Source organism: Georgenia wangjunii (genome assembly GCF_036421975.1).
Lineage (GTDB): Bacteria > Actinomycetota > Actinomycetes > Actinomycetales > Actinomycetaceae > Georgenia_A > Georgenia_A wangjunii.
Genome location: NZ_JAZGON010000001.1, coordinates 86,802 through 110,600, shown reverse-complemented (window position 1 = coordinate 110,600; position 23,799 = coordinate 86,802). Strand labels below are relative to the sequence as shown.

General features: G+C 73.4%; 21 protein-coding genes and 3 tRNA genes. 19 read left to right on the top strand and 5 right to left on the bottom strand.

Annotation, left to right across the window (positions count from 1 at the left end; genetic code table 11):
• The first annotated feature begins 8 nt into the window (after positions 1–8).
• The 8 genes from V2J63_RS00535 to V2J63_RS00500 all read left to right on the top strand — a co-directional run bounded on the left by V2J63_RS00535 (position 9) and on the right by V2J63_RS00500 (position 12,419).
• Complete coding sequence (locus tag V2J63_RS00535; protein ID WP_331229027.1) at positions 9–1,601, top strand: NADH-quinone oxidoreductase subunit M; 1,593 nt, start codon at positions 9–11, stop codon at positions 1,599–1,601.
• Complete coding sequence (gene nuoN, locus V2J63_RS00530) at positions 1,598–3,163, top strand: NADH-quinone oxidoreductase subunit NuoN (RefSeq protein WP_331229026.1); 1,566 nt, start codon at positions 1,598–1,600, stop codon at positions 3,161–3,163. The genes V2J63_RS00535 and nuoN overlap by 4 nt, the downstream gene beginning before the upstream one ends.
• Positions 3,160–4,167, top strand: coding sequence for a polyprenyl synthetase family protein (locus V2J63_RS00525; protein ID WP_331229025.1), 1,008 nt, complete (start codon positions 3,160–3,162; stop codon positions 4,165–4,167). Before nuoN ends, V2J63_RS00525 begins: the two co-directional genes overlap by 4 nt.
• Before the next feature lie 156 nt (positions 4,168–4,323).
• Complete coding sequence (locus V2J63_RS00520) at positions 4,324–5,712, top strand: FAD-dependent oxidoreductase (protein WP_331229024.1); 1,389 nt, start codon at positions 4,324–4,326, stop codon at positions 5,710–5,712.
• A gap of 2 nt (positions 5,713–5,714) precedes the next feature.
• Positions 5,715–6,581 carry a zinc metalloprotease HtpX gene (gene htpX, locus V2J63_RS00515; protein ID WP_331229023.1) on the top strand — a complete coding sequence of 289 codons (867 nt, stop codon included), beginning with the start codon at positions 5,715–5,717 and terminating at the stop codon, positions 6,579–6,581.
• A gap of 37 nt (positions 6,582–6,618) precedes the next feature.
• Entirely contained in the window at positions 6,619–7,101 is a 483-nt protein-coding gene (locus V2J63_RS00510; protein WP_491062205.1) for an RNA polymerase sigma factor, read from the top strand.
• Positions 7,102–7,352: 251 nt separating this feature from the next.
• The gene (locus tag V2J63_RS00505; RefSeq protein WP_331229654.1) at positions 7,353–7,898 is read left to right on the top strand and encodes a methylated-DNA--[protein]-cysteine S-methyltransferase; all 546 of its coding nucleotides are present in this window, start codon (positions 7,353–7,355) and stop codon (positions 7,896–7,898) included.
• Between the two features lie 288 nt (positions 7,899–8,186).
• The gene (locus V2J63_RS00500) at positions 8,187–12,419 is read left to right on the top strand and encodes a family 78 glycoside hydrolase catalytic domain (protein WP_331229021.1); all 4,233 of its coding nucleotides are present in this window, start codon (positions 8,187–8,189) and stop codon (positions 12,417–12,419) included.
• A gap of 161 nt (positions 12,420–12,580) precedes the next feature.
• Here V2J63_RS00500 and V2J63_RS00495 read toward each other — a convergent pair whose 3' ends face one another.
• On the bottom strand, positions 12,581–13,081 hold the full coding sequence (locus tag V2J63_RS00495) for a YajQ family cyclic di-GMP-binding protein (RefSeq protein ID WP_331229020.1): 501 nt from the start codon (positions 13,079–13,081) through the stop codon (positions 12,581–12,583).
• Between the two features lie 125 nt (positions 13,082–13,206).
• Between V2J63_RS00495 and V2J63_RS00490 the strand changes: the two genes are divergently transcribed.
• The 7 genes from V2J63_RS00490 (at position 13,207) to V2J63_RS00460 (ending at position 15,994) form a co-directional block, all read left to right on the top strand.
• A tRNA-Tyr gene (locus V2J63_RS00490) sits at positions 13,207–13,288 on the top strand.
• A 108-nt stretch (positions 13,289–13,396) separates the two neighbouring features.
• Positions 13,397–13,469, top strand: a tRNA-Thr gene (locus V2J63_RS00485).
• Between the two features lie 62 nt (positions 13,470–13,531).
• Positions 13,532–13,605 (top strand) — tRNA-Met (locus V2J63_RS00480).
• A 70-nt stretch (positions 13,606–13,675) separates the two neighbouring features.
• Positions 13,676–13,846, top strand: a complete 171-nt coding sequence (gene rpmG, locus V2J63_RS00475; RefSeq protein ID WP_331229019.1) for a 50S ribosomal protein L33 — start codon at positions 13,676–13,678, stop codon at positions 13,844–13,846.
• Between the two features lie 33 nt (positions 13,847–13,879).
• Positions 13,880–14,353, top strand: coding sequence for an FAS1-like dehydratase domain-containing protein (locus V2J63_RS00470; protein ID WP_434056253.1), 474 nt, complete (start codon positions 13,880–13,882; stop codon positions 14,351–14,353).
• Positions 14,350–14,775: a MaoC/PaaZ C-terminal domain-containing protein gene (locus tag V2J63_RS00465; RefSeq protein ID WP_331229018.1), complete on the top strand. Its 426-nt coding sequence runs from the start codon at positions 14,350–14,352 to the stop codon at positions 14,773–14,775. Before V2J63_RS00470 ends, V2J63_RS00465 begins: the two co-directional genes overlap by 4 nt.
• A gap of 73 nt (positions 14,776–14,848) precedes the next feature.
• Positions 14,849–15,994, top strand: coding sequence for a UDP-N-acetylmuramate dehydrogenase (locus V2J63_RS00460; protein ID WP_331229017.1), 1,146 nt, complete (start codon positions 14,849–14,851; stop codon positions 15,992–15,994).
• A 97-nt stretch (positions 15,995–16,091) separates the two neighbouring features.
• On the opposite strand, the gene V2J63_RS00455 is transcribed toward V2J63_RS00460, so the two are convergent.
• Positions 16,092–16,862, bottom strand: coding sequence for an esterase/lipase family protein (locus V2J63_RS00455; protein WP_331229016.1), 771 nt, complete (start codon positions 16,860–16,862; stop codon positions 16,092–16,094).
• 47 nt (positions 16,863–16,909) lie between these two features.
• The gene (locus V2J63_RS00450) at positions 16,910–18,010 is read right to left on the bottom strand and encodes an adenosine deaminase (RefSeq protein WP_331229015.1); all 1,101 of its coding nucleotides are present in this window, start codon (positions 18,008–18,010) and stop codon (positions 16,910–16,912) included.
• 74 nt (positions 18,011–18,084) lie between these two features.
• On the opposite strand from V2J63_RS00450, the gene V2J63_RS00445 reads away from it, so the two are divergent.
• The 4 genes from V2J63_RS00445 (at position 18,085) to V2J63_RS00430 (ending at position 21,667) form a co-directional block, all read left to right on the top strand.
• A complete protein-coding gene (locus V2J63_RS00445) occupies positions 18,085–19,314 on the top strand; it encodes a phosphotransferase (RefSeq protein ID WP_331229014.1) in 1,230 nt (409 codons plus the stop codon).
• Between the two features lie 94 nt (positions 19,315–19,408).
• A complete protein-coding gene (locus V2J63_RS00440; protein ID WP_331229013.1) occupies positions 19,409–19,834 on the top strand; it encodes a hypothetical protein in 426 nt (141 codons plus the stop codon).
• A gap of 359 nt (positions 19,835–20,193) precedes the next feature.
• Positions 20,194–20,694, top strand: coding sequence for a hypothetical protein (locus V2J63_RS00435; RefSeq protein ID WP_331229012.1), 501 nt, complete (start codon positions 20,194–20,196; stop codon positions 20,692–20,694).
• Between the two features lie 109 nt (positions 20,695–20,803).
• The gene (locus tag V2J63_RS00430) at positions 20,804–21,667 is read left to right on the top strand and encodes a ketopantoate reductase family protein (protein WP_331229011.1); all 864 of its coding nucleotides are present in this window, start codon (positions 20,804–20,806) and stop codon (positions 21,665–21,667) included.
• On the opposite strand, the gene V2J63_RS00425 is transcribed toward V2J63_RS00430, so the two are convergent.
• Positions 21,640–22,314: a response regulator transcription factor gene (locus V2J63_RS00425; RefSeq protein ID WP_331229010.1), complete on the bottom strand. Its 675-nt coding sequence runs from the start codon at positions 22,312–22,314 to the stop codon at positions 21,640–21,642. The two genes, V2J63_RS00430 and V2J63_RS00425, sit on opposite strands and share 28 nt — an antisense overlap.
• Complete coding sequence (locus V2J63_RS00420) at positions 22,315–23,769, bottom strand: sensor histidine kinase (RefSeq protein WP_331229009.1); 1,455 nt, start codon at positions 23,767–23,769, stop codon at positions 22,315–22,317. It lies immediately after the preceding gene.
• Positions 23,770–23,799: the final 30 nt, after the last annotated feature.

Sequence of the window (23,799 nt, the reverse complement as noted above, 5' to 3'; positions counted from 1 at the left end):
GAAGAGTCATGCAGACAACATCCGAGCTCCCCTGGCTGAGCATCCTCATCATCGTGCCGCTCGCCGCGGCCGCGGTGCTGTGGCTGGTCAAGCCGCTGCACCGCGTCGCCCGGCAGGTCGGTGTCGGCGTCTCGCTCGTCGTCCTGGCCGGGGCCGTGGTCATGGCCACGCAGTTCGACCTCGCCACCGCCGGCGAGCAGCAGCTGACCGAGCAGCTGAGCTGGATCCCCCAGCTGGGCGTGTCCTACGCCCTCGGCGTCAACGGCCTGGGCCTGGCGATGGTGGGCCTGTCGGTCTTCCTCGTACCGCTCGTGCTCCTCGCCGGCTGGCGCGAGCAGGAGGTCGTCGCCGAGGGGGCCTCGCTCGAGCGCCGGCAGATGGGCTTCGTCGCCCTTGTCCTCGCCCTCGAGGCGCTCATGATCGCCATCTTCGCGGCGCGTGACGTCTTCCTCTTCTACATCGTCTTCGAGGCGATGCTCATCCCGGTGTACTTCCTCATCGGCAACTACGGCGGCCCGCGCCGCCGGCACGCCGCGACGAAGTTCCTCCTCTACTCCCTCGCGGGCGGGCTCATCATGCTCGTCGGCGTCGTCGCCCTCGGGGTCGCCGGCAACGGCGGCCCGGACGCGTTCCTCATCGACAACCTCGTCGGGGTCGAGCTCGGCGTGTGGGCCGAGCGGTGGATCTTCATCTCCTTCTTCATCGCGTTCGCGATCAAGGCGCCGATGTGGCCGGTCCACACGTGGCTGCCGGACTCCGCGCAGCAGGCCTCGCCCGGCACGTCCGCCCTGCTCGTCGGCGTCCTCGACAAGGTCGGCACCTTCGGGATGCTCGCCCTGTGCCTGCCGCTGTTCCCCGAGGCGTCCCGCTGGGCCGCGCCGGTCATCGTCGTCCTCGCGGTCGTCTCGGTCCTCTACGGGGCGCTCGTGGCCCTGGGGCAGCGCGACATCATGCGGCTCATCGCGTTCACGTCCGTGTCGCACTTCGGCTTCATCGTCCTGGGCATCTTCGTCCGCGACGAGACGGCGCTGGGCGGCTCCATGCTCTACATGGTCGCCCACGGCGTCTCCACGGCGGCGCTCTTCCTCGTCGCCGGCTTCCTCACCCAGCGTGGCGGGTCGCAGCGCATCGCCGACTACGGCGGCATGCAGCGCGTGACGCCGGTCCTCGCGGGCGGCTTCCTCGTGGCGGGCCTCGCGACGCTGTCCCTGCCCGGCCTGAGCGGCTTCGTCCCCGAGTACCTCGTGCTCCTCGGGACCTTCCGGGTCTCGGTCGTCGCCGGCGTCGCCGCGGTGCTCGCCGTCGTCATCGCCGCCCTCTACATCCTCCTGCCGTACCAGCGGATGTTCACGGGCGAGGCCCCCGAGACGCTCCGGGCGCTGCCGGACCTCGGTGCGCGGGAGAAGTGGGCGCTCGCCCCGCTCGTCGCCGCGATGCTCGCCCTCGGGTTCTACCCGGCGCCGGTCCTCGACGCGGTCCAGCCCGTCGCGCGCGACGTGGCGATCGAGCAGGAGAGCTCGGTGAGCGCCGCCCACGGGCCCGGCGCACCGAACGAGGCGTCCGTGTCCACGACCGTGCTGGCTGAGGGGAGCGGGAAGTGAACACCTTCGTCGCACCGACCATCGACTGGGCGGCCCTGACGCCCGTCCTCATCGTCCTGGGAGCCGGCGTCGTCGGCGTCCTCGTCGAGGCCCTCGTGCCGCGCGGCGCGCGCCGCGCGGTCCAGGTCGTCCTCGCGCTCCTCGCGAGCGCCGCCGCCCTCGTCGCGGTCGTCTGGCGCTGGACCGTCGTCACCGACGGCACCGCCCAGGCACTCGTCGGCGGAGCGCTCATCGAGGACGGCCCCGCCCTGGCCACGCAGGCGATCATCGCGCTGCTCGGCTTCATCGGGATCCTCGTCGTCGCCGACCGCTCCGAGTGGGGCGAGGACGCGTTCGCGGCCCAGGCCGCTGCCCGGCCCGGCAGCCTCGAGGAGGCCGAGGTCACCCGCGCCGGACGCACCCAGTCCGAGGTGTTCCCGCTCGTCCTCTTCGCGCTCGGCGGCATGCTCATCTTCCCCGCGGCGGGTGACCTGCTCACGCTCTTCATCGCCCTCGAGGTGCTCTCGCTCCCGCTGTACCTCCTCACGGGCCTCGCCCGCCGGCGCCGGCTCCTCTCGCAGGAGGCGTCGCTCAAGTACTTCATCCTCGGTGCCTTCGCGTCGGCCTTCTTCATCATGGGCATCGCGCTCCTGTACGGGTACTCCGGCACGGTGCGCCTCGCCGGGATCGCCGAGGCCGTGCCGGCCACCGTCGGCATGGACGGGCTGCTCCTCGGCGGCTCGGTGCTCGTCATCGTCGGGCTCCTGTTCAAGGTCGGCGCCGTCCCGTTCCACGCGTGGACCCCGGACGTCTACCAGGGCGCGCCCACACCGGTCACCGGATTCATGGCCGCGTGCACGAAGGTCGCGGCCTTCGGGGCGCTCCTGCGCTTCGTCTACGTCGTCGTGCCGGGCCTCGAGTGGGACCTCGAGCCGTTCCTCTGGGGCGTGGCCATCCTCACGATGGTCGTCGGCACGGTCGTCGCGATCGTCCAGACGGACGTCAAGCGGATGCTCGCGTACTCCTCGATCGCCCACGCCGGCTTCGTCCTCGTCGGCGTCATCGCGCTGAGCACGGACGCGATCGCCTCCGTGCTCTTCTACCTCCTCGCCTACGGCCTGGCGACGATCGGCGCCTTCGGGATCGTCACGCTCGTCCGCGAGCGCTCGAGCGACGGCACGGTCACCGGCGAGGCGACGCACCTGTCGCAGTGGGCGGGCCTGGGCCGTCGCCAGCCGGCCGTCGCCGTCGCGATGGTGCTCTTCCTCCTCTCCTTCGCGGGCATCCCGCTCACGGCCGGGTTCATGGGCAAGTTCACGGTGTTCGCCGCGGCCGTCGCCTCGGGCGCGACCGTCCTCGTCGTCGTCGCGGTGCTCGCGAGCGCGGCGGCGGCGTTCTTCTACGTGCGCCTCGTCGTCCTCATGTTCTTCACCGAGCCCGACGGCGACCGCGTCGCCGTCGTGCGGTCCGAGGGACTGACCGCCGTCGCCGTGGGGATCTGCGCCCTCGGCACCGTCGCGCTGGGTGTCTTCCCCGGCCCCGTTCTCGACCTGGTCGCCCAGGCCGCTATGTTCCTTCCGTGAGCTCAACGACCCTGCCACTCGGCGACGACGCGCTCGCCGCCCGGATCCTGCCCCGCCTCGAGGCGGTGGAGAGGCGGCTGCGCGTCGCCGTCACGGGTGCCGACGAGCTCGTCGACGGGCCCTCCGCGCACCTCGTCCTCGCCGGCGGCAAGCGCCTGCGGCCCGTCCTCGCGCTCCTCGCCGCGGAGCTGGGTGAGGACAAGGGAGAGGACGAGGTCGTCACCGCCGCCGTCGCGGTCGAGCTCACCCACCTCGCCACCCTCTACCACGACGACGTCATGGACTCGGCACCCCTGCGCCGGGGAGCACCGAGCGCCCACGAGGTCTGGGGCAACTCGATCGCGATCCTCACGGGCGACCTCCTCTTCGCGCGCGCCTCGAAGCTCGTCGCGTCGCTCGGTTCGGCCGCCGTGCAGGTGCACGCCGCGACCTTCGAGCGCCTGTGCCTGGGCCAGCTCCACGAGACGCTCGGCCCCCAGGACGGCCAGGACCCGATCGACCACTACATCCACGTCCTCGCGGACAAGACGGGCTCGCTCATCGCGACGTCCGCGCGCTACGGCGCCGACTTCTCGGGCGCGGGCGACGAGATCGTCGCGATGCTCGAGCGGTACGGCGAGAAGGTGGGCGTCGCCTTCCAGCTCGCCGACGACGTCATCGACCTGTCCGCCGACGCGGGAGCGACCGGCAAGACCCCCGGCACGGACCTGCGGGAGGGCGTGGCCACCATGCCCGTCCTGCTCCTGCGCCGTCGCGCGGCAGCGGGCACCCTCGACGCCGACGGCGCCGCACTGCTCGAGCGGCTCGGCGGCGACCTCAGCTCCGACGACGCCCTGCGTGCCGTCGTGGCCGACCTGCGGGCGCACGACGTCGTCACGGAGGCGCGCGAGCTCGCGCACCAGTGGGCGGCCGACGCCGTCGCCGAGCTGTCGGCCCTGCCCGACGGCCCGACGAAGGACGCGCTCGGCTCCTTCGCCGGCCTCATGGTCGACCGCCTGGCGTAGACGGTCCTGCCCGGGGGGCGCGGCGCCGCCCCCGACGGGTGTGAGGTCGCTCGCACCCGCTGGACCGCCCCTGCCCGGGACAGGGCCGCGGCATAGACTTGCCGGCGGACTTCCTTCCCGGGCTCCTCGACGCCCACCCCACGACGAGAGGTACCTGTGAGCAGCTCCCGCCCGCTGAGCGTTGCGATCATCGGCGCAGGCCCCGCCGGCATCTATGCCGCCGACATCCTCACCAAGGCCGGCCTCGACGTCCGGATCGACCTCCTCGAGCGCCTGCCCGCGCCCTTCGGGCTCGTCCGCTACGGCGTGGCGCCCGACCACCCGCGGATCAAGCAGATCATCGTCGCGCTCCAGCGGATCCTCGGCCGGGGTGACATCCAGCTCATCGGCAACGTCGAGGTGGGCTCGGACATCACCCTCGAGGAGCTGCGGGACCGCTACGACGCCGTCATCGTCGCCACGGGCGCCGACCGGGACGCGCCGCTGCCCGTCCCGGGGGCCGACCTGCCCGGGAGCTACGGGGCCGCGGACTTCGTCTCCTGGTACGACGGGCACCCCGACGCGGCGCGCACGTGGCCGCTCGAGGCCCAGCACGTCGCCGTCCTCGGCGTCGGCAACGTCGCCCTCGACGTCGCGCGGATCCTCGCCAAGGGGGTCGACGACCTCCTCGTCACGGAGATCCCCGCCAACGTCGCCGAGGGGCTGCGCGCGAGCGCCGTCACGGACGTCCACGTCTTCGGTCGCCGCGGCCCCGCCCAGGTGAAGTTCACCCCGCTCGAGCTGCGCGAGCTCGGGCACGTGCCAGGCGTCGACGTCATCGTCTACCCGGAGGACTTCGAGTTCGACGAGGGGTCGATGGAGGCCATCCGCTCGTCGAACCAGACGAAGCAGGTCGTCAAGACGCTCACCGACTGGACGCTGCGCGAGCCCGAGGAGCTCACCGCGCCCCGGCGCATCCACCTCCACTTCCTCCACCGCCCGGTCGAGATCCTCGGGACCGACCGCGTGACCGGCGTACGTACCGAGCGGACCGAGCTCGCCGGTGACGGGTCCGTGCGCGGCACGGGCGAGTTCGTCGACACCCCGGTCGGCGCCGTCTACCGCGCCGTCGGGTACTTCGGCTCCCCGGTGCCGGGCCTGCCCTTCGACGCGACGGGCGGCGTCGTGCCGAACGAGGAGGGACGCGTCATCGACGAGCAGGGCGAGGTCGTCACCGGGGTCTACGCCACCGGCTGGATCAAGCGTGGCCCCGTGGGTCTCATCGGCTCGACGAAGTCCGACGCGCAGCAGACCATCGGCCACCTCGTCGAGGACGCCCAGGCCGGCCGGCTCGCTGCGCGCAGCGCGGGCGAGGGCGAGCGGGCCGTCGGCCACGACGCGCTCATCGCCCACCTCGAGGCTGCCGACGTGGCGTACACGACGTGGGCGGGCTGGGAACTGCTCGACGCGTACGAGCGTTCCCTGGGGGAGACCGAGGGGCGCGAGCGCATCAAGGTGGTGCCGCGCGAGGACATGATCCGTGTGTCCCGGGAGGAGACGAGCTGAGGATGGGCAGACGCCACTTCAACGGGGTCAAGACCGCCGCGCTGTTCGGCGTCATGTGGGCGGTCCTCCTCGGGCTGGGGGCCGTCATCGCGAACGGCACCGGCTCCGGTGGCTTCATCTGGCTCTTCGCGGCGCTCGGTCTCGCCACGACGTTCTACGGCTACTGGAACTCGGACAAGCTGGCGATCCGGGCCATGGGTGCCCGGCCCGTCTCCGAGGCGGAGGCGCCGGCGATGTACCGGATCGTCCGTGAGCTCTCGACGGCGGCACGCCAGCCCATGCCGCGGCTCTACATCGCCCCGACGGCGCAGCCCAACGCCTTCGCCACCGGGCGCAACCCCTCCCACGCGGCGGTGTGCGCCACCGTCGGGATCCTCCAGATCCTCGACGAGCGTGAGCTGCGCGGCGTCCTCGGGCACGAGCTCATGCACGTGTACAACCGGGACATCCTCACGTCCTCCGTCGCCTCGGCCTTCGCCGGGATCATCACGTCGATCGCCCAGTTCCTCCTCTTCTTCGGCGGCGGGCGGGACCGGGGCGGCAACCCCCTCGCGATGCTCGCGCTCGCGCTCCTCGCCCCGTTCGCGGCCACGCTCATCCAGCTCGCCATCTCCCGCACGCGGGAGTTCGACGCGGACGAGGACGGCGCCCACCTCACCGGCGACCCCCTCGCGCTCGCCTCGGCCCTCGCCAAGCTCGAGCGCGGTACGAGCGCCCGGCCGCTGCAGCCCACCCCGCAGCTCGAGAACGTGTCGCACATGATGATCGCGAACCCGTTCCGCGGGGGCGGCATCGCGAAGATGTTCGCCACCCACCCGCCCATGGCCGAGCGCATCGCGCGCCTGGAGTCGATGGCCGGCTACCGGTGAGACCTCACATCCCGCGGGGCCCAGGCGTCTACGGGGTGTGATGCTCGAACCGTTCGAGGCCGTCGTCGCCCGCCACGGCCCCGCCGTGCTGCGGGTGTGCCGTGCCGTCCTCGGACCCGTCCACGCCGAGGACGCCTGGTCGGAGACGTTCCTCGCGGCCCTGCGCGCCTACCCGGCCCTGCCGCCGGGGAGCAACATCGAGGCCTGGCTCGTGACGATCGCCCACCGCAAGGCCATCGACGCCACTCGGGCTGCGGCCCGGCGAGCACAGGCGCGGGCGGACCTGCCGGAGCGGGCAGGCAGCGACGGCATACCCGGCTCGTGGGAGCGGGACCTCCTCGAGGCCGTCGGCGCCCTGCCCGAGCGCCAGCGGCAGGCCGTCGCGTACCACCACCTCGCCGGCCTTCCCTACGCCGACGTCGCGGAGCTCATCGGCGGCAGCGAGCAGGCGGCCCGCAAGGCGGGCTCGGACGGCATCAGGGCGCTACGCAGGACCTACCTGGAGGAGGACCGGCCATGAGCGGGACGTGGGACGACCATGCGGCGGCGACCGGGCCGCGCGGGGGCGGGGCGCCGGCTGGGCCGCCCGCCGACGTGCTGCCCGGCGCGGTGCCGGCCACCGACGTCGCCGCTGACGAGGGGCGCACGCGCTCGCTGCTCGCAGCGCCGGACGCGCCGGACGCGGCGGACGCGGCGGACGCGCCCGACGGCACCGTCCGGGCCGGTGGCGCGGACGGGGCGGACGGCGACGACGCAGGAGCTCTTACGCGCCTGCGGGCGGACCTGGCCGTGGCGGCTGAGGCCGCGGACCTCCTCGACGTCGCCTACCGCACGCTGGCCACGCCCGTGGGGGAGCTGCTCCTCGCCGCGACGCCCCGCGGGCTCGTCCGGGTGGCCTTCGACGACCACGACGCCGTCCTCGGCGACCTCAGCACCCGCGTGAGCCCGCGGGTGCTGCGAGCACCCGCCCGCCTCGAGGCGGTCGTGCGGCAGCTTGAGGAGTACTTCGCGGGCGCCCGCACAACGTTCGAGGTGCCGCTCGACCTGCGCCTCGCGCGCGGCTTCCGGCTCGCCGTCGTCGAGCGCCTCCCGGAGGTGGCGTACGGGAGCACGACGACGTACACAGCGCTCGCTGCGCTGGCGGGGAGCCCGGCGGCCGTGCGGGCGGTGGGGACGGCGTGCGCCCGCAACCCGCTGCCCGTCGTCGTCCCGTGCCACCGCGTCCTGCGGGCCGACGGCGGCCTCGGGGGCTACATCGGTGGCGTGGCGGCCAAGCGGACCCTGCTCGCGCTCGAGGGCGCCCACCCGGCCGCGTGAGGTGGTGGGCGAGCGCGTCACGTCGTTCGTGCGCCGTGCGAGCCGGTGCGCAGCTCGGGTGCCCGGTGGGTCATCAGTAGCGAATGGTCTATAGACCAAAGCGGGATGACCCCTTGAACGAAGGGTGCGCCGCCAGTAACATGACCGTTGAAACGCTTCAGTCAATGTGGCCTGGCGTAGGACGGCGTAGGAGTCGGCGTCGACGGAACTCAAGACCGCCAGGTCCGTTGCCCGCACCGTGTTTCACGTCAACTGTGGCGATGGCGCCACCAAGTGATCGAGGGAGACATGAAGAGGAACAGAAACCGGAAGGGTCTGGTCGGGCTGGGCCTGGCACTGACGCTCGCGTGGACAGGCGCGGCCGTCCCGGCGTCCGCGGCGGAGCCGCACGTGTCCGTGGTCGGTCCGCAGGTGAACCACCGGTCCGCTCCGCTGGGCATCGACGACGCCGCCCCCGTCTTCAGCTGGCGCATGGGCTCCAACGTCATCGGTGCGAAGCAGGTGAGCTACCGCATCGAGGTGTCGACCGACCAGGCCTTCGGCGCGGTCGTCTGGGACAGCGGTGCGATCGAGTCGGACGAGTCGACCGACATCACGTACGGCGGCACCGGTGAGGCGGAGGAGCTGACGCCGGAGACCGACTACTGGTGGCGCGTGACCACGGTCGACAACCGTGGCGTCGAGTCGGTGTCCGAGGTCTCGACCTTCTCGACCGGGCTGATGAGCGGCGACATCGCCGCCTGGGACGGCGCGCAGTGGGTGGGCAGCGAGGAGACGAGGCTCGACGCCCAGTCGGCCATCCTCTTCGACATCAACACCGGTTTCACCATCAACAGTGGCGACAACATCTCGTTCATCTTCGGTGCGGACGACCAGCGTTTCACGAGCGAGTTCCGCAACGTGTTCGGTGCGCCGGGTGGTGAGAACTTCATCCGGTTCGAGCTGGACCTGTCCGGCGTGACGGATGACGAGAGCAGCACCGGCGGTGTGGTGAACCTCTACCGCAAGGGCTACCACGCGACCGACGACGTCGACGGTGACCCGAACGTCCACCCGTACAAGTCGGTCGAGCTCGCGGACAGCAGCGAGGCCGCGGTGCAGGCCCTCTTCACGCCGGCCAACGTCGACGACGAGCACACGCTGCGCATCTACGGCAACGCCAGCGAGATGACGTACGAGATCGACGGCGTCGAGCTCGAGGGCTGGGACGCCGACACCATGACGGTGAGCCCGAACCGGCCCGCCGACACCGAGAACCTCGACGTCACCCCCAACTCGATCATCAACGCCGAGGGGGAGCACAACTTCGTCACGGGGAACAACTACAACACGTTCCCCCACCTCAACGAGATCGGCTTCTCGGTCGAGAACGTGGGCGACGACGTCACCATCACCGACTACCGGCTGGTCGACGTCGGGCAGAGCCGCGATCGCGTCCTGTTCGACTCGACCACCGGCCCCGGCTACGACGTCTTCGCCGACCTGCCCGGGATCACCACGTCGGACGACGAGATCCGGGTGAACCCCACCGCCGAGGAGGAGCTCGGCCCGAATTACGCCGATCCCACCTACGGTGCGCAGACCCAGGTCCGCACGGAGTTCAGCACGGACCCGGACAAGGACATCGCCGACGCCCGCATCTACGTGACGGCGCAGGGCGGGTACGAGATGTTCATCAACGGGGAGCGGATGAGCGAGGACTACATGAACCCCGGTATGGCCACGTTCGCCAAGACGCTGCCGTACCACACGTACGACGTGACGGACATGTTGTCCGACGGCACGAACGCCGTGGGTGCGCTGCTCGGTCCTGGCTTCTGGACCGGCCACATGACGTTCAGCCCGGACAACTACAACACGTTCGGTGAGACGGAGGCACTGCTCGCGCGGATGGTCGTCACCTACGACGACGGCAGCACGCAGACCATCGTCACCGACCCGGAGACGTGGCAGGCCTTCACCGACGGACCCAACCGGTACGCCGACAACTTCCAGGGTGTGGTCTACGACGCAGGCAAGGAGTCCACCATCACCGGTTGGGCCACGACGGACTACGACGCGGATCTGCTGGCCGAGTGGTCTGCCGCGGACGTCATCGAGCCCAGGGAGGAGCTCGACTTCGAGTTCATGGCGCGTCAGGACGAGCCGGTCCGTGAGGTCGAGCGGCTGACGGCGCAGCGCGTCCTCGAGACTCACAGCGAGGACGACCTGACCTGGACGTACGACATGGGCGTCAACATGGTCGGGGTGCCGAGCGTGACGATCCCCGCAGGGACGCTGAGCGAGGGCGACGAGGTCATCTTCCGCTTCGGTGAGGCCATCTATCCCGGCAACAGCGACTCGCCGAACGAGATCTGGCCGGGACCCGACCCGCGGGTCCACGAGCCCGTGCCGTACAGCGACCTGTACGGCCCGGACGGGAGCTACCGCCCCGGTGTCGCGGGACAGATCCTCTCCGACACCTACCGAGCCGCCTACGTCACCGACGTCTACGTGGCATCGGCCGAGGACGCGGACCGGGACGTCGTCATCACGCCGAACTTCACCTTCCGGGGCTACCAGTACATCGAGATCACCGTCCCCGGCCGGACGACGCCGCTGCCGCTGGAGAACGTCGAGGGCGTCGTCCTCGCCTCCATCGGGGTGCCCGAGGGCACCTACGAGGCGACGACGAGCGATGACAACTACACCGGTGCGCTCGCCACCCAGTTCTTCGACAACGTCCAGCGCAGCCAGCTCGGCAACTTCTTCTCGCTGCCGACGGACACCCCGGCGCGCAACGAGCGCATGGGCTGGACCGGTGACATGCAGGCGTACACCCGCTCCGCGACCTACAACTCCACCGACACCCAGGCGTTCCTGCGCCAGTGGATGGTCGCGCTCCGGGACGCCCAGGGCGTCAACGGCGGTATCGGCGACACCGTGCCGATCATCAGCCTGACCGGCGACCGGGGGGACCAGTTCCCGCAGGCGCCCACCTGGGAGGGAGCCGTCGCGCAGGTGCCGTGGCAGTTCTACACCCAGTACGGGGACACGCAGATCATCGTGGAGAACTTCGCGACCATCAGGGACTGGCTCGAGGGTTACCACTCCGGCGTGCTGCACCCCGACTACCCCGGGCTCACGAGCCGGACGTCGGGCAATGCTGACCACCTGAGCATGGACCTGAACACACAGGCGCACATGGTCGGCCAGGCCATGTACCTCCACTTCGTCGAGCTCTCCGCCAGGATGGCCGGGATCATCGGGGAGGACGAGTACGCCGAGACGTTGCGGCAGCGCTTCGCGGACGGCAAGGAGAGCTTCAACCGGCTCTACGTCGACCCGGAGACCGGCTACACCCTGAACGCGACGCCGGGTCGGGAGACGCCGAGCGAAGGCCTGCTCGAGGGCAGGACGCTGCAGGACTCGCAGGCCTCCTACGCCACGCCGCTCGCGCTCGACCTGTTCAGCGACGAGATGACGGTCCAGGGTGGCGAGCACGAGGGCCTGACCTACAAGGAGTTCGCCACGATGCGGCTCACGGAGCTCATCGCGGACCCGAGCCAGAGCAACGACGGGAACGGCCCGCTGGCCGGTCGAGGACTGTTCGCCGGAGGCCAGGCGAGCAACAAGCCGTACACCATCACCACGGGGTTCAACGGCACTCCGAACATCCTGCCGGCGCTGACGCAGAACGGTGAGATCGAGACCGCCTACCGGCTCTTCAGCAGCGACGACTACACCAGCTGGCTCTACCCCGTCACCCTCGGCGCGACGACCATGTGGGAGCGGTGGAACGGCTTCGAGCACGCCTTCGCGGTGGGTGGCAACGGGGCGATGAACTCGCTCAACCACTTCGCCCTGGGGGCCTCTCAGGCGTGGATGTACGAGTACCAGCTCGGCATCACCTCCGACGGGGCGAAGGGCTACCGGGAGTTCGTGCTCCAGCCCATCGCCGGTGGTGACTTCACCTCCGTCGAGGGCAGCATGGAGTCCACCTACGGCGTCATCGAGTCCGCCTGGGAGGCCACCGACGCCGAGATCACCTCCTACGCGGCGACGGTCCCGGCCAACACGACCGCCACGCTCTACCTGCCGACGCAGGCGGAGGTCACCGAGTTCGACGACGTCCCGGGCGTCTCGTTCGAGGGGATGACCGAGCGCAACGGCCTCACGACGGCGCAGTTCACCGTGCGCGCCGGCGGGTACGACTTCGAGGTCGACGGCGCCACCGTCACGGCCACGGTCGACGACGCCTGGGTCGTGCCGTCCGAGGAGCCGACGCAGGAGCCGACCGTTGACCCCACGGACGAGCCGACGGACGGGCCGACCGGCCCGGGGACCGACCCCACCGACGGGCCGTCCGGTCCGGGCGCGGACCCGTCGACACCCCCGGCGCCGGGCGGGCCCGGCAGCGGTGGTGAGCTCCCGTCCACCGGCGCCGAGCTCGCCCCGCTCCTGGTCGCGGCGGTCCTGCTCGCGCTCGGTGGCGCGGCGACGGCTGTCACCGTGCGGAGGCGGTCACTGACGGCGGGCTGAGTCCCGGCGCAGGGACGGCGGAGTCCGGGGAGCACCGGCGAGGTGCTTCCCGGACGCCGCCGTCTTGCGCGGGAGGAGGGGGCAGGTCCGGGCGCGACCGGCGCGTGAGGATGCGGGTGGCGCGCCGGGCGAGGAGCGTCCGCGCTCCTCGCCCGGGGCCGCTACCGGTAGTTCGTGAACTGCAGGGCCGCGTCGATGTCCTCGGCGCCCTTGAGCATGGCGATGACGGACTGGAGATCGTCGCGGGCCTTGGCCGTCACGCGGACCTCGTCGCCGGTGATCTGGGTCTTGACGCCCTTGGGGCCCTCGTCGCGGATGAGCTTGGTGATCTTCTTCGCCACCTCCTGGCTCAGGCCCTCCTTGAGCGTCCCCACGAGGCGGTACTCCTTGCCGGAGGGCGCCGGCTCGTTCTCGCCCGTGTCGAGGGCCTTGAGGGACACCCCACGCTTGATGAGCTTCGTCTGGAGGACGTCGAGGACGGCGAGGACACGCTCGGGGGAGTTCGCCGTCATGACGATGGTCTCGCCGCTCCAGGCCACGGAGGCCCCCACGCCCTTGAAGTCGTACCGCTGCGCGATCTCCTTCGCAGCCTGGTTGAGCGCGTTGTCCACCTCCTGGCGGTCGATCTTGCTGACGATGTCGAACGACGAGTCGGCGGCCATGGTGCTCCTCGGGTAGCGGCGATCAGGGCGGGAGGGGGCGGCGGCGGACGAGTCGTGGTCCGCGGTCACGAGCACCCCCTGCTCCTTGCTATCCTGTCATCCGCGGTCCTCACGGACCACACCCCGGCGGGTTGCCCGAGCGGCCAAAGGGAGCTGACTGTAAATCAGCCGCGGAATGCTTCGCAGGTTCGAATCCTGCACCCGCCACGAACGGCCCACCATCGCCCAGCGATGGTGGGCCGACCCGTGTGGTGAGCAGCAGCACATCGGCCGATTTCGTCGCGCGGCCGGCGAGCATGTACTCTCGTCACCGCTGCCCCGATAGCTCAGTCGGCAGAGCGTCTCCATGGTAAGGAGAAGGTCAAGGGTTCGATTCCCTTTCGGGGCTCAGGTCTTCGCAGGACCGAACGGCGCGCGCGTGCGCGCGCCGGGCGGGCGTACGAGGGCCGTGGCGGGGTAGCTCAGGTGGTTAGAGCACACGGCTCATAATCGTGGTGTCGCGGGTTCGAGTCCCGCCCCCGCTACCGTTGAAGAAGCATGACGTGGTGCCGCTAGAGCGGCGGCGCCCGCCCGAGAACAACGTGAGGAACGTCCGTGGCCAGCAAGTCCTCTGATGTCCGCCCCAAGATCACTCTCGCCTGCGAGCAGTGCAAGGAGCGGAACTACATCACCAAGAAGAACCGTCGCAACAACCCTGACCGGCTCGAGCTGGCCAAGTACTGCCCGCGCTGCAACCTCAAGACGACGCACCGCGAGACCCGCTGACCCACGCGGTCCCGCCTGGCCTAGGCTGGGCGGGTGAGTGAGTCCCCTGCACGCCCCACCGGTGTCGACCTGACGCTCGTGGGGCGCTGCTATGCCCCCACGGAGACGTACGAGGTCTCCGCCGTCAAGATCGCCGAGATGGCCGCCGCGCTCGGCGCGACGCATCCCGCGCACAGCGACGCCGCTGCCGCACGGGCCCTCGGCTACCCCGGCGTCGTCGCCCCGCCGACCTTCGCCGTCGTCGTCGCCCAGCGCGCCGAGCAGGCCTACGTCGCGGACCCCGCCTCGGGGATCGACTTCTCCCGGGTGGTCCACGCCGAGGAGCGGATCACCCACCACCGCCCGATCGTCGCGGGGGACCGGCTGCGGGCGGAGGTCCACGTCGACTCCCTCACCGAGCGAGCCGGGATCACGATGGTCGCCACCCGCACCGAGATCGCCGACGACGCGGGCGAGCCCGTCGCGACCGTGCGCTCCACCCTCGCTGTGCGGGGGGAGGGCCGATGAGCGCCCCGGTCCTGGGCGAGCTCACCGTCGGCGACGAGGTCTTCAGCCGGTCCTTCACGCTCGACCGCGCCGCGCTCGTGCGCTACGCCGGTGCGTCGGGAGACTTCAACCCCATCCACCACAACGAGCGCGTCGCCCGCGAGGTCGGCCTGCCGGGCGTCATCGCCCACGGCATGGCGACGATGGGCCTGGCCGCGACGGCGCTCACTGACTGGGCGGGTGACCCCGGCGCCGTCGTCGACTACGGCGTGCGGTTCACGCGCCCCGTCGTCGTCCCGGACCCGGGCGCGGCCGAGGTGGTCGTGACCGGCCGTGTGGGCGTCGTCGACACCGACGCCGGGACCGCGCGGGTGGACCTCGCGGTCACCTCCGGCGGCGTCACGGTCCTCGCCAAGGCGCAGGCCGTCGTCCGCCTCTCCTGAGCGAGCCGGCGGCCGGAGGCTGCGTCGGGGGCCGGCCAACGCCCCGGCGCGCCCGCGCGGTTAGCCTGGGGAGATGACGAGCCAGCCCCCCGCCCCCTCGCCCGACCGGCCGACGCTCGCGGACCTGACGACGCTGCGGGTCGGGGGGCCCGTCGCCCACTACGTCGAGGCGACGAGCGAGGACGAGCTCGTCGCTGCGGTGCGGGCGGCCGACGAGGCCGGCACGCCGCTCCTCGTCCTCGGGGGCGGCTCCAACGTCCTCGCGGCCGACGCGGGCTTCGCCGGGACCGTCGTCCGGGACGCCCGCCGCGGGATCGTCGGGCAGGCCGACTCGGCGTGCGCGGGGGCGGCGGTCACCGTGCCCGCCGGTCACCCGTGGGACGACGTCGTGGCCGAGGCCGTCGAGCAGGGCTGGATGGGCGTCGAGGCCCTCGCCGGGATCCCGGGCTCGACCGGGGCCACCCCGGTGCAGAACGTCGGCGCCTACGGCCAGGAGGTCGCCGAGACTCTCTCCTCGGTGCGCGTGTGGGACCGCGCGCGCTCGAGGGTACGAATGCTCGCCGTCGGCGAGCTCGGCCTCGGGTACCGCACGTCGCTCCTCAAGCGCTCCCTCGTCGCCGACGACGCCGGGCGCGCGTGGGGGCCGACCCCGCGCTACGTCGTCCTCGAGGTGAGCTTCCAGCTCCGGCTCGCGACGCTCTCGGCGCCCGTCCGTTACGCCGAGCTCGCGCGCACCCTCGGTGTGGAGGTCGGGGCGAGGGTCCCCGCGCACGAGGTGCGCACGGCGGTCCTCCAGCTCCGGCGGGGCAAGGGCATGGTCCTCGACGCGGACGACGCGGACACGTGGTCCGCCGGCTCCTTCTTCACCAACCCCGTCCTGGCGACCGGCGAGGCGGACCGGCTCCTGCCTCCGGACGCCCCTCGGTTCCCCGTCGTCGAGCACCAGCGGGTGCGCTCCGTCGACGGGAAGGTCCCGGCCGTCGAGGGGCTCGTCAAGACGAGTGCCGCGTGGCTCATCACCCGCGCCGGCTTCGACAAGGGCCACGGCCTGCCCGGCCCGGCGTCGCTGTCGACCAAGCACCCGCTCGCCCTGACGAACCGGGGCGGTGCGGCGGCCGAGGACGTCCTCGCCGTGGCCCGCGAGGTCCGCGACGGGGTGCGGGCGCGGTTCGGCATCGACCTCGTCCCCGAGCCCGTCCTCGTCGGCCTGACCCTCTGACGCCCACCCCCATGCGAGGTGGGTCCCCCGGCCTGGGTGCTCTCGTGGGGCCGGGTGCAGATGGGCAGCCGTCCGGGTCCGGCCACCGGGCGCCCGGTCAGGCGCCTGGCGCGCCCGACGGGTCCCCGACGGAGGGCGCCGCCGTCCCGGCGATCTCCGCGACGGTCTCGAGCACGACCTCGAGCACGGCGGGGTCGGAGAGGACCCGGAAGTGGCCGACGGCGTCGAGGCGCACGTTCCGGCGGGCTCCGGCGAGGGTGCTGCCGCCGGGGATGTGGGGGTCCCACCGGGCGAAGACCGAGACGATGCGGGCGTCGACGCGCCGTTCGCGGGCGAGCGCGAGGAGGGCGGTGTCCCGGGGGGAGAACGCCCGGAGCGTGCGTCCCGGCAGGTAGCGCGCGTACCGGGACCCGGCGAACGGGGTGTTGACGGTGACCATCCCGGTGACGCGGTCCCCGGCCCCGGGCAGGAGCATGAGCTGCTTGCCGACGAGCCCGCCCTTGGAGTGGGCGACGAGGACGACGCGCCGCAGGTCGCGGGTGTCGAGCACCTCGGCGGCGCGGTGCGCCATGTCGAGCACGGGCCCGCGGTTGAGCCCGAGCGTCTCGACGACGTGCACGGGGTACCCGGCCCGGCGCAGGTGCTGCGCCAGCGGGGCGAGGAACCGCCACGGCTCGTACACCCCGGGCAGGAGGACGACCGGGACGGGACGGTCGACCGCGGAGGGCCCGAGGAGGGCGTCCGGCCCGGACCGGGACAGGGCCGCGCGCAGCTGGTGCCACCCGGCGTAGGCGTAGTCGGCGGCCCAGGCCCCACCGAGGCGCAGTGCGTCGCGTCTCCGGGGGCTCCTGCGCGGTGGGGCCGCCACGCCCTGCTCGCGCGACCGGCTCCCTCGGCGTGCCCCGCCTCGGCGGCTCACGCCCGGTCCGGCCGCCCGGCCCCCGCGCCGGCGCCGACGAGGCCGGTCCCGCCGTCGTCGCGGCCCGCCTGCCCCTCCGGCGGACCGGCGAGCCAGGCATCGACGTCGGCAAGCATGGACGCCTTCGCGGACGGCGAGGCGAGGGAAGCGGTGATGGAGCCCCGGGCCAGGTCGGCGAGGGCCTCGTCGTCGAGGCCGTGGACCTCCCGTGCCGTGCGGTACTGCTCGACGAGCCGTGAGGCGAAGAGCAGCGGGTCGTCCGCCCCGAGCGCGACGGTGGCCCCGGCCTCGAGGAGGGTGCGCAGCGGCACCGCGGAGCTCTCGTCGTACACGCCGAGGGCGACGTTGCTCGCCGGGCAGACCTCGAGCGCGATCCCGGCGGCCGCGACCTGCTCGAGGAGCGCCGGGTCCTCGCTGATGCGGACCCCGTGGCCCAGCCGCGTCGGACCGAGGTGGGTGAGGACGTCGCGGACGTGGTCCGGCCCGAGGAGCTCCCCGCCGTGCGGCACGCTCGCCAGGCCGGCTCGGCGGGCGATGGCGAACGCAGGCGCCCACGCGCTCGTCACGCCGCGGCGCTCGTCGTTGCTCAGCCCGAACCCGACGACGTCACCGGGCCGGTCGCCGGCGTAGTTGACGGCCAGGCGCGCGAGGGTGCGCGCGTCGAGGGGGTGGCGGGTGCGCGAGGACGCGACGATGACGCCCACCTCCACCCCCGTGGCCACGCTCGCCGCCCGGGCCTCGTCGAGGACGATCTCGAGCGCGGGGGTGAGGCCGCCGACGAACGGCGCGTAGGAGGTGGGGTCGACCTGGATCTCGAGGCGCCGGGAGCCCTCGGCCGCGTCGTCCTCGGTGGCCTCCCGCACGATGCGCCGCATCGCCGCCTCCGACCGGACGACGGAGCGCGCGGAGTCGTAGAGCCGCTGGAAGCGGAACCACCCGCGCTGGTCGGCCGGCACGCGCAGCGCCTCCCCGTCGAGGAGGGCGGGGGGCAGGCGCCGCCCCTGCTCCTGCGCGAGCTCGGCCATCGTGGCCGGGCGCATCGACCCCGTGAAGTGCAGGTGGAGGTGCGCCTTGGGCAACGCCGTCAGATCCCGCACACGGTGGAGTGTGCCACCCCGCACCGCTGCGCCGCTCGTGGTGGGGGGAGGCGCACGCGTGATGAACTGGGCGCATGGACGCGAGACTGGCCGCGGTGGAGCGGGACGAGGTGGCCCTCCTCAGCGGTCCTGGCGCCGGCGAGCTGCTCGGTGCGGCGCTCGCGGCCGACGGCGCCGTCCTCGGCGAGTGGGTGGTCCACACCGTCCACCACCGACCCGGTGCCGGCGTGAGCGTCGGGTACTCCGTCCGCGTCGTGCGCCCGGGGGAGGACCCTGGCGGCGTCGACGACTACCTCTGCGCGACGACCGCGCGCCTCGACGCCGCGGCCGGCGCGGGACTCGTCCGGCTCGAACGGGACGGGACCGTCGTCCACGTGTGGCGCCACCCCGGGGACCCGGAGCTGCCGGCCCTGCCCGTCGCCTGCTCGCCGGACCTCCTCGCCGCCCGCCTCGGCACGCGGGAGCAACCGCGGGTCGAGCTCCTCGCCTACCGCCCGCTGCGCCGCGCGGTCGTGCGCGTCGAGGGAGCCGGCGTGCCCGGCGGGCGCGCGTACGTCAAGGTCGTCCGCCCCCACGCCGTCGCGGCCTTCGACGGACGGCACCGCATGCTCACCGACGCGGGGGTGCCCGCCCCGCGCAGCCTCGGCGCCCACGACGACGGGATGGTCGTCCTCTCCGCCGGCGCCGGCACCCCGCTCGCCTCCGCGCTCGCCCGCGGCCTCACCGGTGACGCAGCACGCGAGGTCCTCACCGACGTCGTCGGCGTGCTCGACCGGCTCCCGGAGGGGGCGCTCACGCTGCCGCGCAGGCCCGCGTGGTCAGAGCGTGCCGCGCACTACGCGCACGCCGCCGCGACGGCGATGCCTGAGCACGCGAGCCGGATCACCGACCTCGCCGAGGGCATCGCCGCCAACCTCCTGCGGACGGACCCGGGGCCGCGGGTGCCCACGCACGGGGACCTCTACGAGGCGAACCTCCTCATGGAGGGCACCCGGGTGAGCGCCCTGCTCGACGTCGACGCCGTCGGGCCGGGACACCGTGCGGACGACCTCGCGTGCCTCCTCGCCCACGTGAGCGTGCTGCCGCACCTCGCCCCGGCCAGCTATCCACGGGTGGCGGACACCCTGCGCGAGTGGACCCGGATGTGCGAGGACATGTGCGACCCCGCGGCGTTGTGGACCCGGTGCGCCGGCGTCGTCCTCTCGCTCGTCGCGGGAGCGCGCCGCACGAGCGGCCAGGACTGGCGCCGGGACGCCGAGGGACGCCTCGCCGAGGCCGAGCGGTGGCTCGCCGCCGCACATTAGAGCTTTCTCATCCGGCGCTCCTCGTCCTCTCACGCGGGTGGGGTGGCATGGGTGCAGCAACGACGACGTGCCGCGAGGCGCGGGAGGAGGCGTCATGGACGCGCGCAAGGCATGGATCGCCACCGGGGTGCTCGGGGTGCTCGGCGTCGCCGGGGCCGGTGCCGTCGGGGCGGTCGTCTCCCAGCCGCCGGCCTCCGCGACCGAGCCCGGCGTCGTCGTCGACGGCCCCGCCACCCCGGCGGTGAGCGCGACGGCGGACCCGCGGGCCACCGACCCCGCCTCCGTCTCCGCCGGCTCGGCGACGACGACGGCGAGCCCGGCCAGCCCGGCGACGCCGGTCTCGGCCGCGACGCCCGACACCGCGCCGGCCCCCGCCGTGGACCGCGCTCCCGCGCCGGCGCCCGCCCCGGCGGCTCCCGCGCCCGTCTCGGCACCGAGCCCGGTGACCCCGCCGAGCCCCGTCAGCGCCGCCTCCGCCGGCAGCGGCGCCTCGGCACCCTCGGCGGACTCCGGCGACTGACCACACCCACGGACGGCCCGGCACGCACGTGCGTACCGGGCCGTCGTGCGCCTGCGCCGGCTGGGCCGTCGTGGCCGCACCGGGCGGGCCGTCGTGGCCGCACCGGCCGGGCCGTCGTGTCCGAGCCGGGCCACGCCCTCCTGGGTGAGCCTGCTCAGGCCGCTGTTCGGCTGCTTGTCCGGCCGCGTCTGGTCGCCCGTCCGGCCGGATCGTGGTGTCCGGGGGGCGTGGGCCGGGCGGTGCATCGGCGCTCATGAGAGAGCCCTCATCGAGGCCTCCTCGGGGTCTCACGGGCGTGGGGTTGTGTCGTGGGTACCGACAGGACCGCCGACGGGGCGGCACACGAGAGGAGCACGACCATGGCTGCACGCACCACATGGGTCATCACGGGGGCGCTCGGCGTCCTGGGCGTCGCGGGAGCCGGTATCGCCGGTGCCACCGCCGCTGACGGCACGACGACACCCACCGTCGAGCGCACGTCGGGCACGGAGCGGTCGACGGCGCGCGAGGCGGCCGCGCCGGCGACGGCGGACCCCCGGGCAACCGACCCGGCCTCCCTCAGCGCCGGGTCGGCGACGACGGCGCTCACCGCGCAGTCGGCGGGCTCCCCGACGAGCCCCCAGAGCCCGGCGAGCCCGGCCTCCGCGCCCTCGCCGGTCTCCCCGCAGACCCCGGCGAGCCCGGCCTCGGCTCCCTCGCCAGCGTCCGCGCAGAGCCCGGCGAGCCCGGCCTCCGCGCCCTCGCCGGTCTCCCCGCAGACCCCGGCGAGCCCGGCCTCGGCTCCCTCGCCCGTCTCCCCGCAGAGCCCGCAGAGCCCGGCCTCGCCCGCCAGCCCGGCGTCCGCGGACTCGGCCGACTGACCGGCTCCCCGTGGCGGGCGGGATGCCGGCGCTGCGGCCGGGGGTGGCGGGACGGTCGCACCAGTGCGGCGCCCGGGGCGCCGCACTACCGTGGCCGGATGGAGAACGGATGATCGCCGTCGTCGGGCCCGGTGCCGTGGGGGGCCTGCTGGCCGCGATGCTCGAGCGCGCGGGGGAGGACGTCGTCGTCGTGGCGCGCCCCGCGAGCGCCGCCCGGGTCCAGTCCGAGGGCATCACCGTCCGCTCGGCCGCCCTGGGGGAGTGGACGAGCCGCGTCCGGGCGCAGGAGGCGGTCCCGCCGGGAGCCGCCGTCGTCCTCGCCGTCAAGGCGTACGGGCTCGACGACGTCCTCCCGCAGCTCGGGACCGCGCGTCCCGCCGAGGTGCTCGCCCTTCTCAACGGCGTCCGGCACGCCGAGCGCCTCCGCACGGCTCAGGGCCTCCAGCAGGTCGTCTCCGGCGCCGTGAGCGTCGAGGCGCAGCGGACCGGCGGCGCGGTCGAGCACCGCAGCCCGTTCGTCAGCGTGAGCGTCCCTCGCGGCGCCGCGTCCTGGCGCACCGTCGCGGCCCTCGAGCGCGCGGGCGTCACCCTCCGGCTCGGTGGGAGCGAGAGCCGGGTGCTGTGGACGAAGCTGCGCCTGCTCGCGCCGATCGCCCTCCTGACGACGTACTGGGACCTCCCCATCGGGGCAGCGCTCGCCCGCGACGAGGCGCTCGCCGCCGGCATCGCCGGTGAGGTCGCCGCCCTCGCCACCGCGGCCGGCCTGCCGACCGACGCGGACGAGCTCCTCACCACCCTGCGGGGCGTCCAACCCGGCCTGCGCTCCTCGCTCCAGCACGACGTCGCCGCCGGCCGCCCGAGCGAGCTCGAGGACATCGGCGGCGTCCTCCTCGCCCTCGCGCCGGCGCCCGTGCCTGCCCTCGGCCGGGTCGTGGAGGAGCTGCGTCAGCGGGTTGTGTCGACCAGCCGGTAGCCCATGCCGCGGACCGTGACGAACCGCTCGGCGCCCAGCTTCTTGCGCAGGTACCGCACGTAGACGTCGACGACGTTCGAGCCCGGGTCGAAGTCGTAGCCCCACACCCGCGAGAGCAGCTGCTCGCGGCTGAGGACCTGTCCCGGGTGGCGCAGGAACGTCTCGGCGAGCGCGAACTCGCGCGCCGAGAGCTCCACCTCCACCCCGGCCGCGCTCGCGCGCCGGGTGCGCAGGTCGAGGGTGAGGTCGCCGTAGGCCAGGACCGTCCCGCCGTCGGCCGCGCCGGACGCGGGCCGCAGCCGCAGGCGGATGCGGGCGAGGAGCTCCTCGAAGCGGAACGGCTTGGCCATGTAGTCGTCCGCGCCGCCCTCGAGGCCGGCGACGGTGTCGTCCACCGACGTCCGCGCCGTGAGGATGATGACGGGGATCGCGCAGCCCACGCCCCGGAGCCGGCGCAGCACGGAGAACCCGTCCGTGTCGGCGAGCCCGATGTCGAGCACGAGGAGCTCGAACTCCCCGCCGAGGGCGAGGGCGATCGCCTCCTCGCCCGTGGTGACGGCGGTCGAGGCGTAGCCGGCCGCGCGCAGCCCCTTGGTGATGAACGAGGAGATTCCCACCTCGTCCTCGGCGATGAGGATCTGCGACATCTACGGCTCCTGGGGGCTGGGCGGGGTGACGGAGGGCGCGGGGACGTGGAGGGTGAACCGGGACCCGGCCCCGGGCACGGAGACGACCGAGACGCGGCCGCCGTGCCCGGCGGCGATGGCGGCCACGATCGACAGGCCGAGCCCGGAGCCCTCGGTACGGGGCGCGTGCGGGGAGGCCACGCGGGCGAACCGCTCGAAGATCCGCGTCGTCTCGGAGGCGGGGATGCCGATGCCCTCGTCCTGGACCCACAGCAGCAGCTCGCCGTCGCGCACGGCGCTGCCGAGCTCGATGGTCGAGCCCTCCGCGGAGAACCGCACCGCGTTGGCGGCGAGCTGGAGCAGCGCCTGGGTGATGCGCTGGGCGTCGAGCGGTGCCACGGCCTCGACGCGCTCCTCGAGGCGCCAGCGGCGCTCGCCGAGCTGACGCGCCTGGCCGAGGACGTTGTCGCACAGCTCGCCGACGTCGACCGTCTCGAGCCGTACGAAGTCCGGCTGCTCGGCCTTGGCGAGGAGGACGAGGTCGTCCGCGAGCCGGTGCATCCGGTCCAGCTCGCTCAGTGCCAGCTCACGCGTGGCCGCCGCGTCCTCAGGATCGGCCGGGTCCATGAGCTCGAGGTGGCCCCGCACGATGGTGATCGGTGTGCGCAGCTCGTGCCCGGCGTCGTCGAGGAGGAGCCGCTGGGAGCGGAACGACGTCTCGAGGCGCGCGAGCATGTCGTTGACGGTGCGGGTGAGCTCGGAGAGGTCGTCGGTGCCGGTGACCGGGATCCGGCGGGAGAGGTCGGTGTCGCTGATCTGCTCGGCCGCCTCGCGCAGGGCCCGCACCGGGCGCAGGAGGCGCCCGGCCAGCACCCACGCGGCGGCAGCGAGGACGAGGAGGGAGGCTGCTGCGACGAGCGCGTACGTCCGGAAGGTGTCGGCGACCTGCGACTGCTCCGCCGTGCGGTCGAACGCGAGGACGAGCGCACCGGGCGTTGCGTCCCCCACGCGGACGGGCACGGCGCGGTAGCGGTACTCCGTGCGCTCGGTGCGCAGCGACTCCGCCGGGACGTAGCGCGTCTGCGCCGACGCGTCGCGCACCGCGGCGATGAGCTGCGGGTCGGTGTGGAGGTCGAGACCGACGTCCTGCGTGCGGTAGCGCAGCGTCTCCCCGACGAACGCGACCATGCCCTCGTTCGCCGCCGGGACCTCGCGCTGCATGAACGTGTAGAGCAGCGCGTCGGCGTCCCGGAACCTCGTGCCGGTCCGCGGGTCGACGCCGTCGGCCGCGAGGGCGCGGACCTCCTCCGTCGTGCGCGCGAGGGACGCGTCGATGAGCTGGTCCACCCGCGCCCGCTGCAGGGCGAAGGCCGTCCCGCCCGCCACGAGGAGCGCGAGTGCCGTCAGTGCCAGCACCGTCGCGAGGATGCGTTCGCGGACGGTCAGGCTCCGGCGGGCCCTCGCGGTCGTGGTCACGGGAGGAGTCTCGCCCCCGCGGATGAGAGC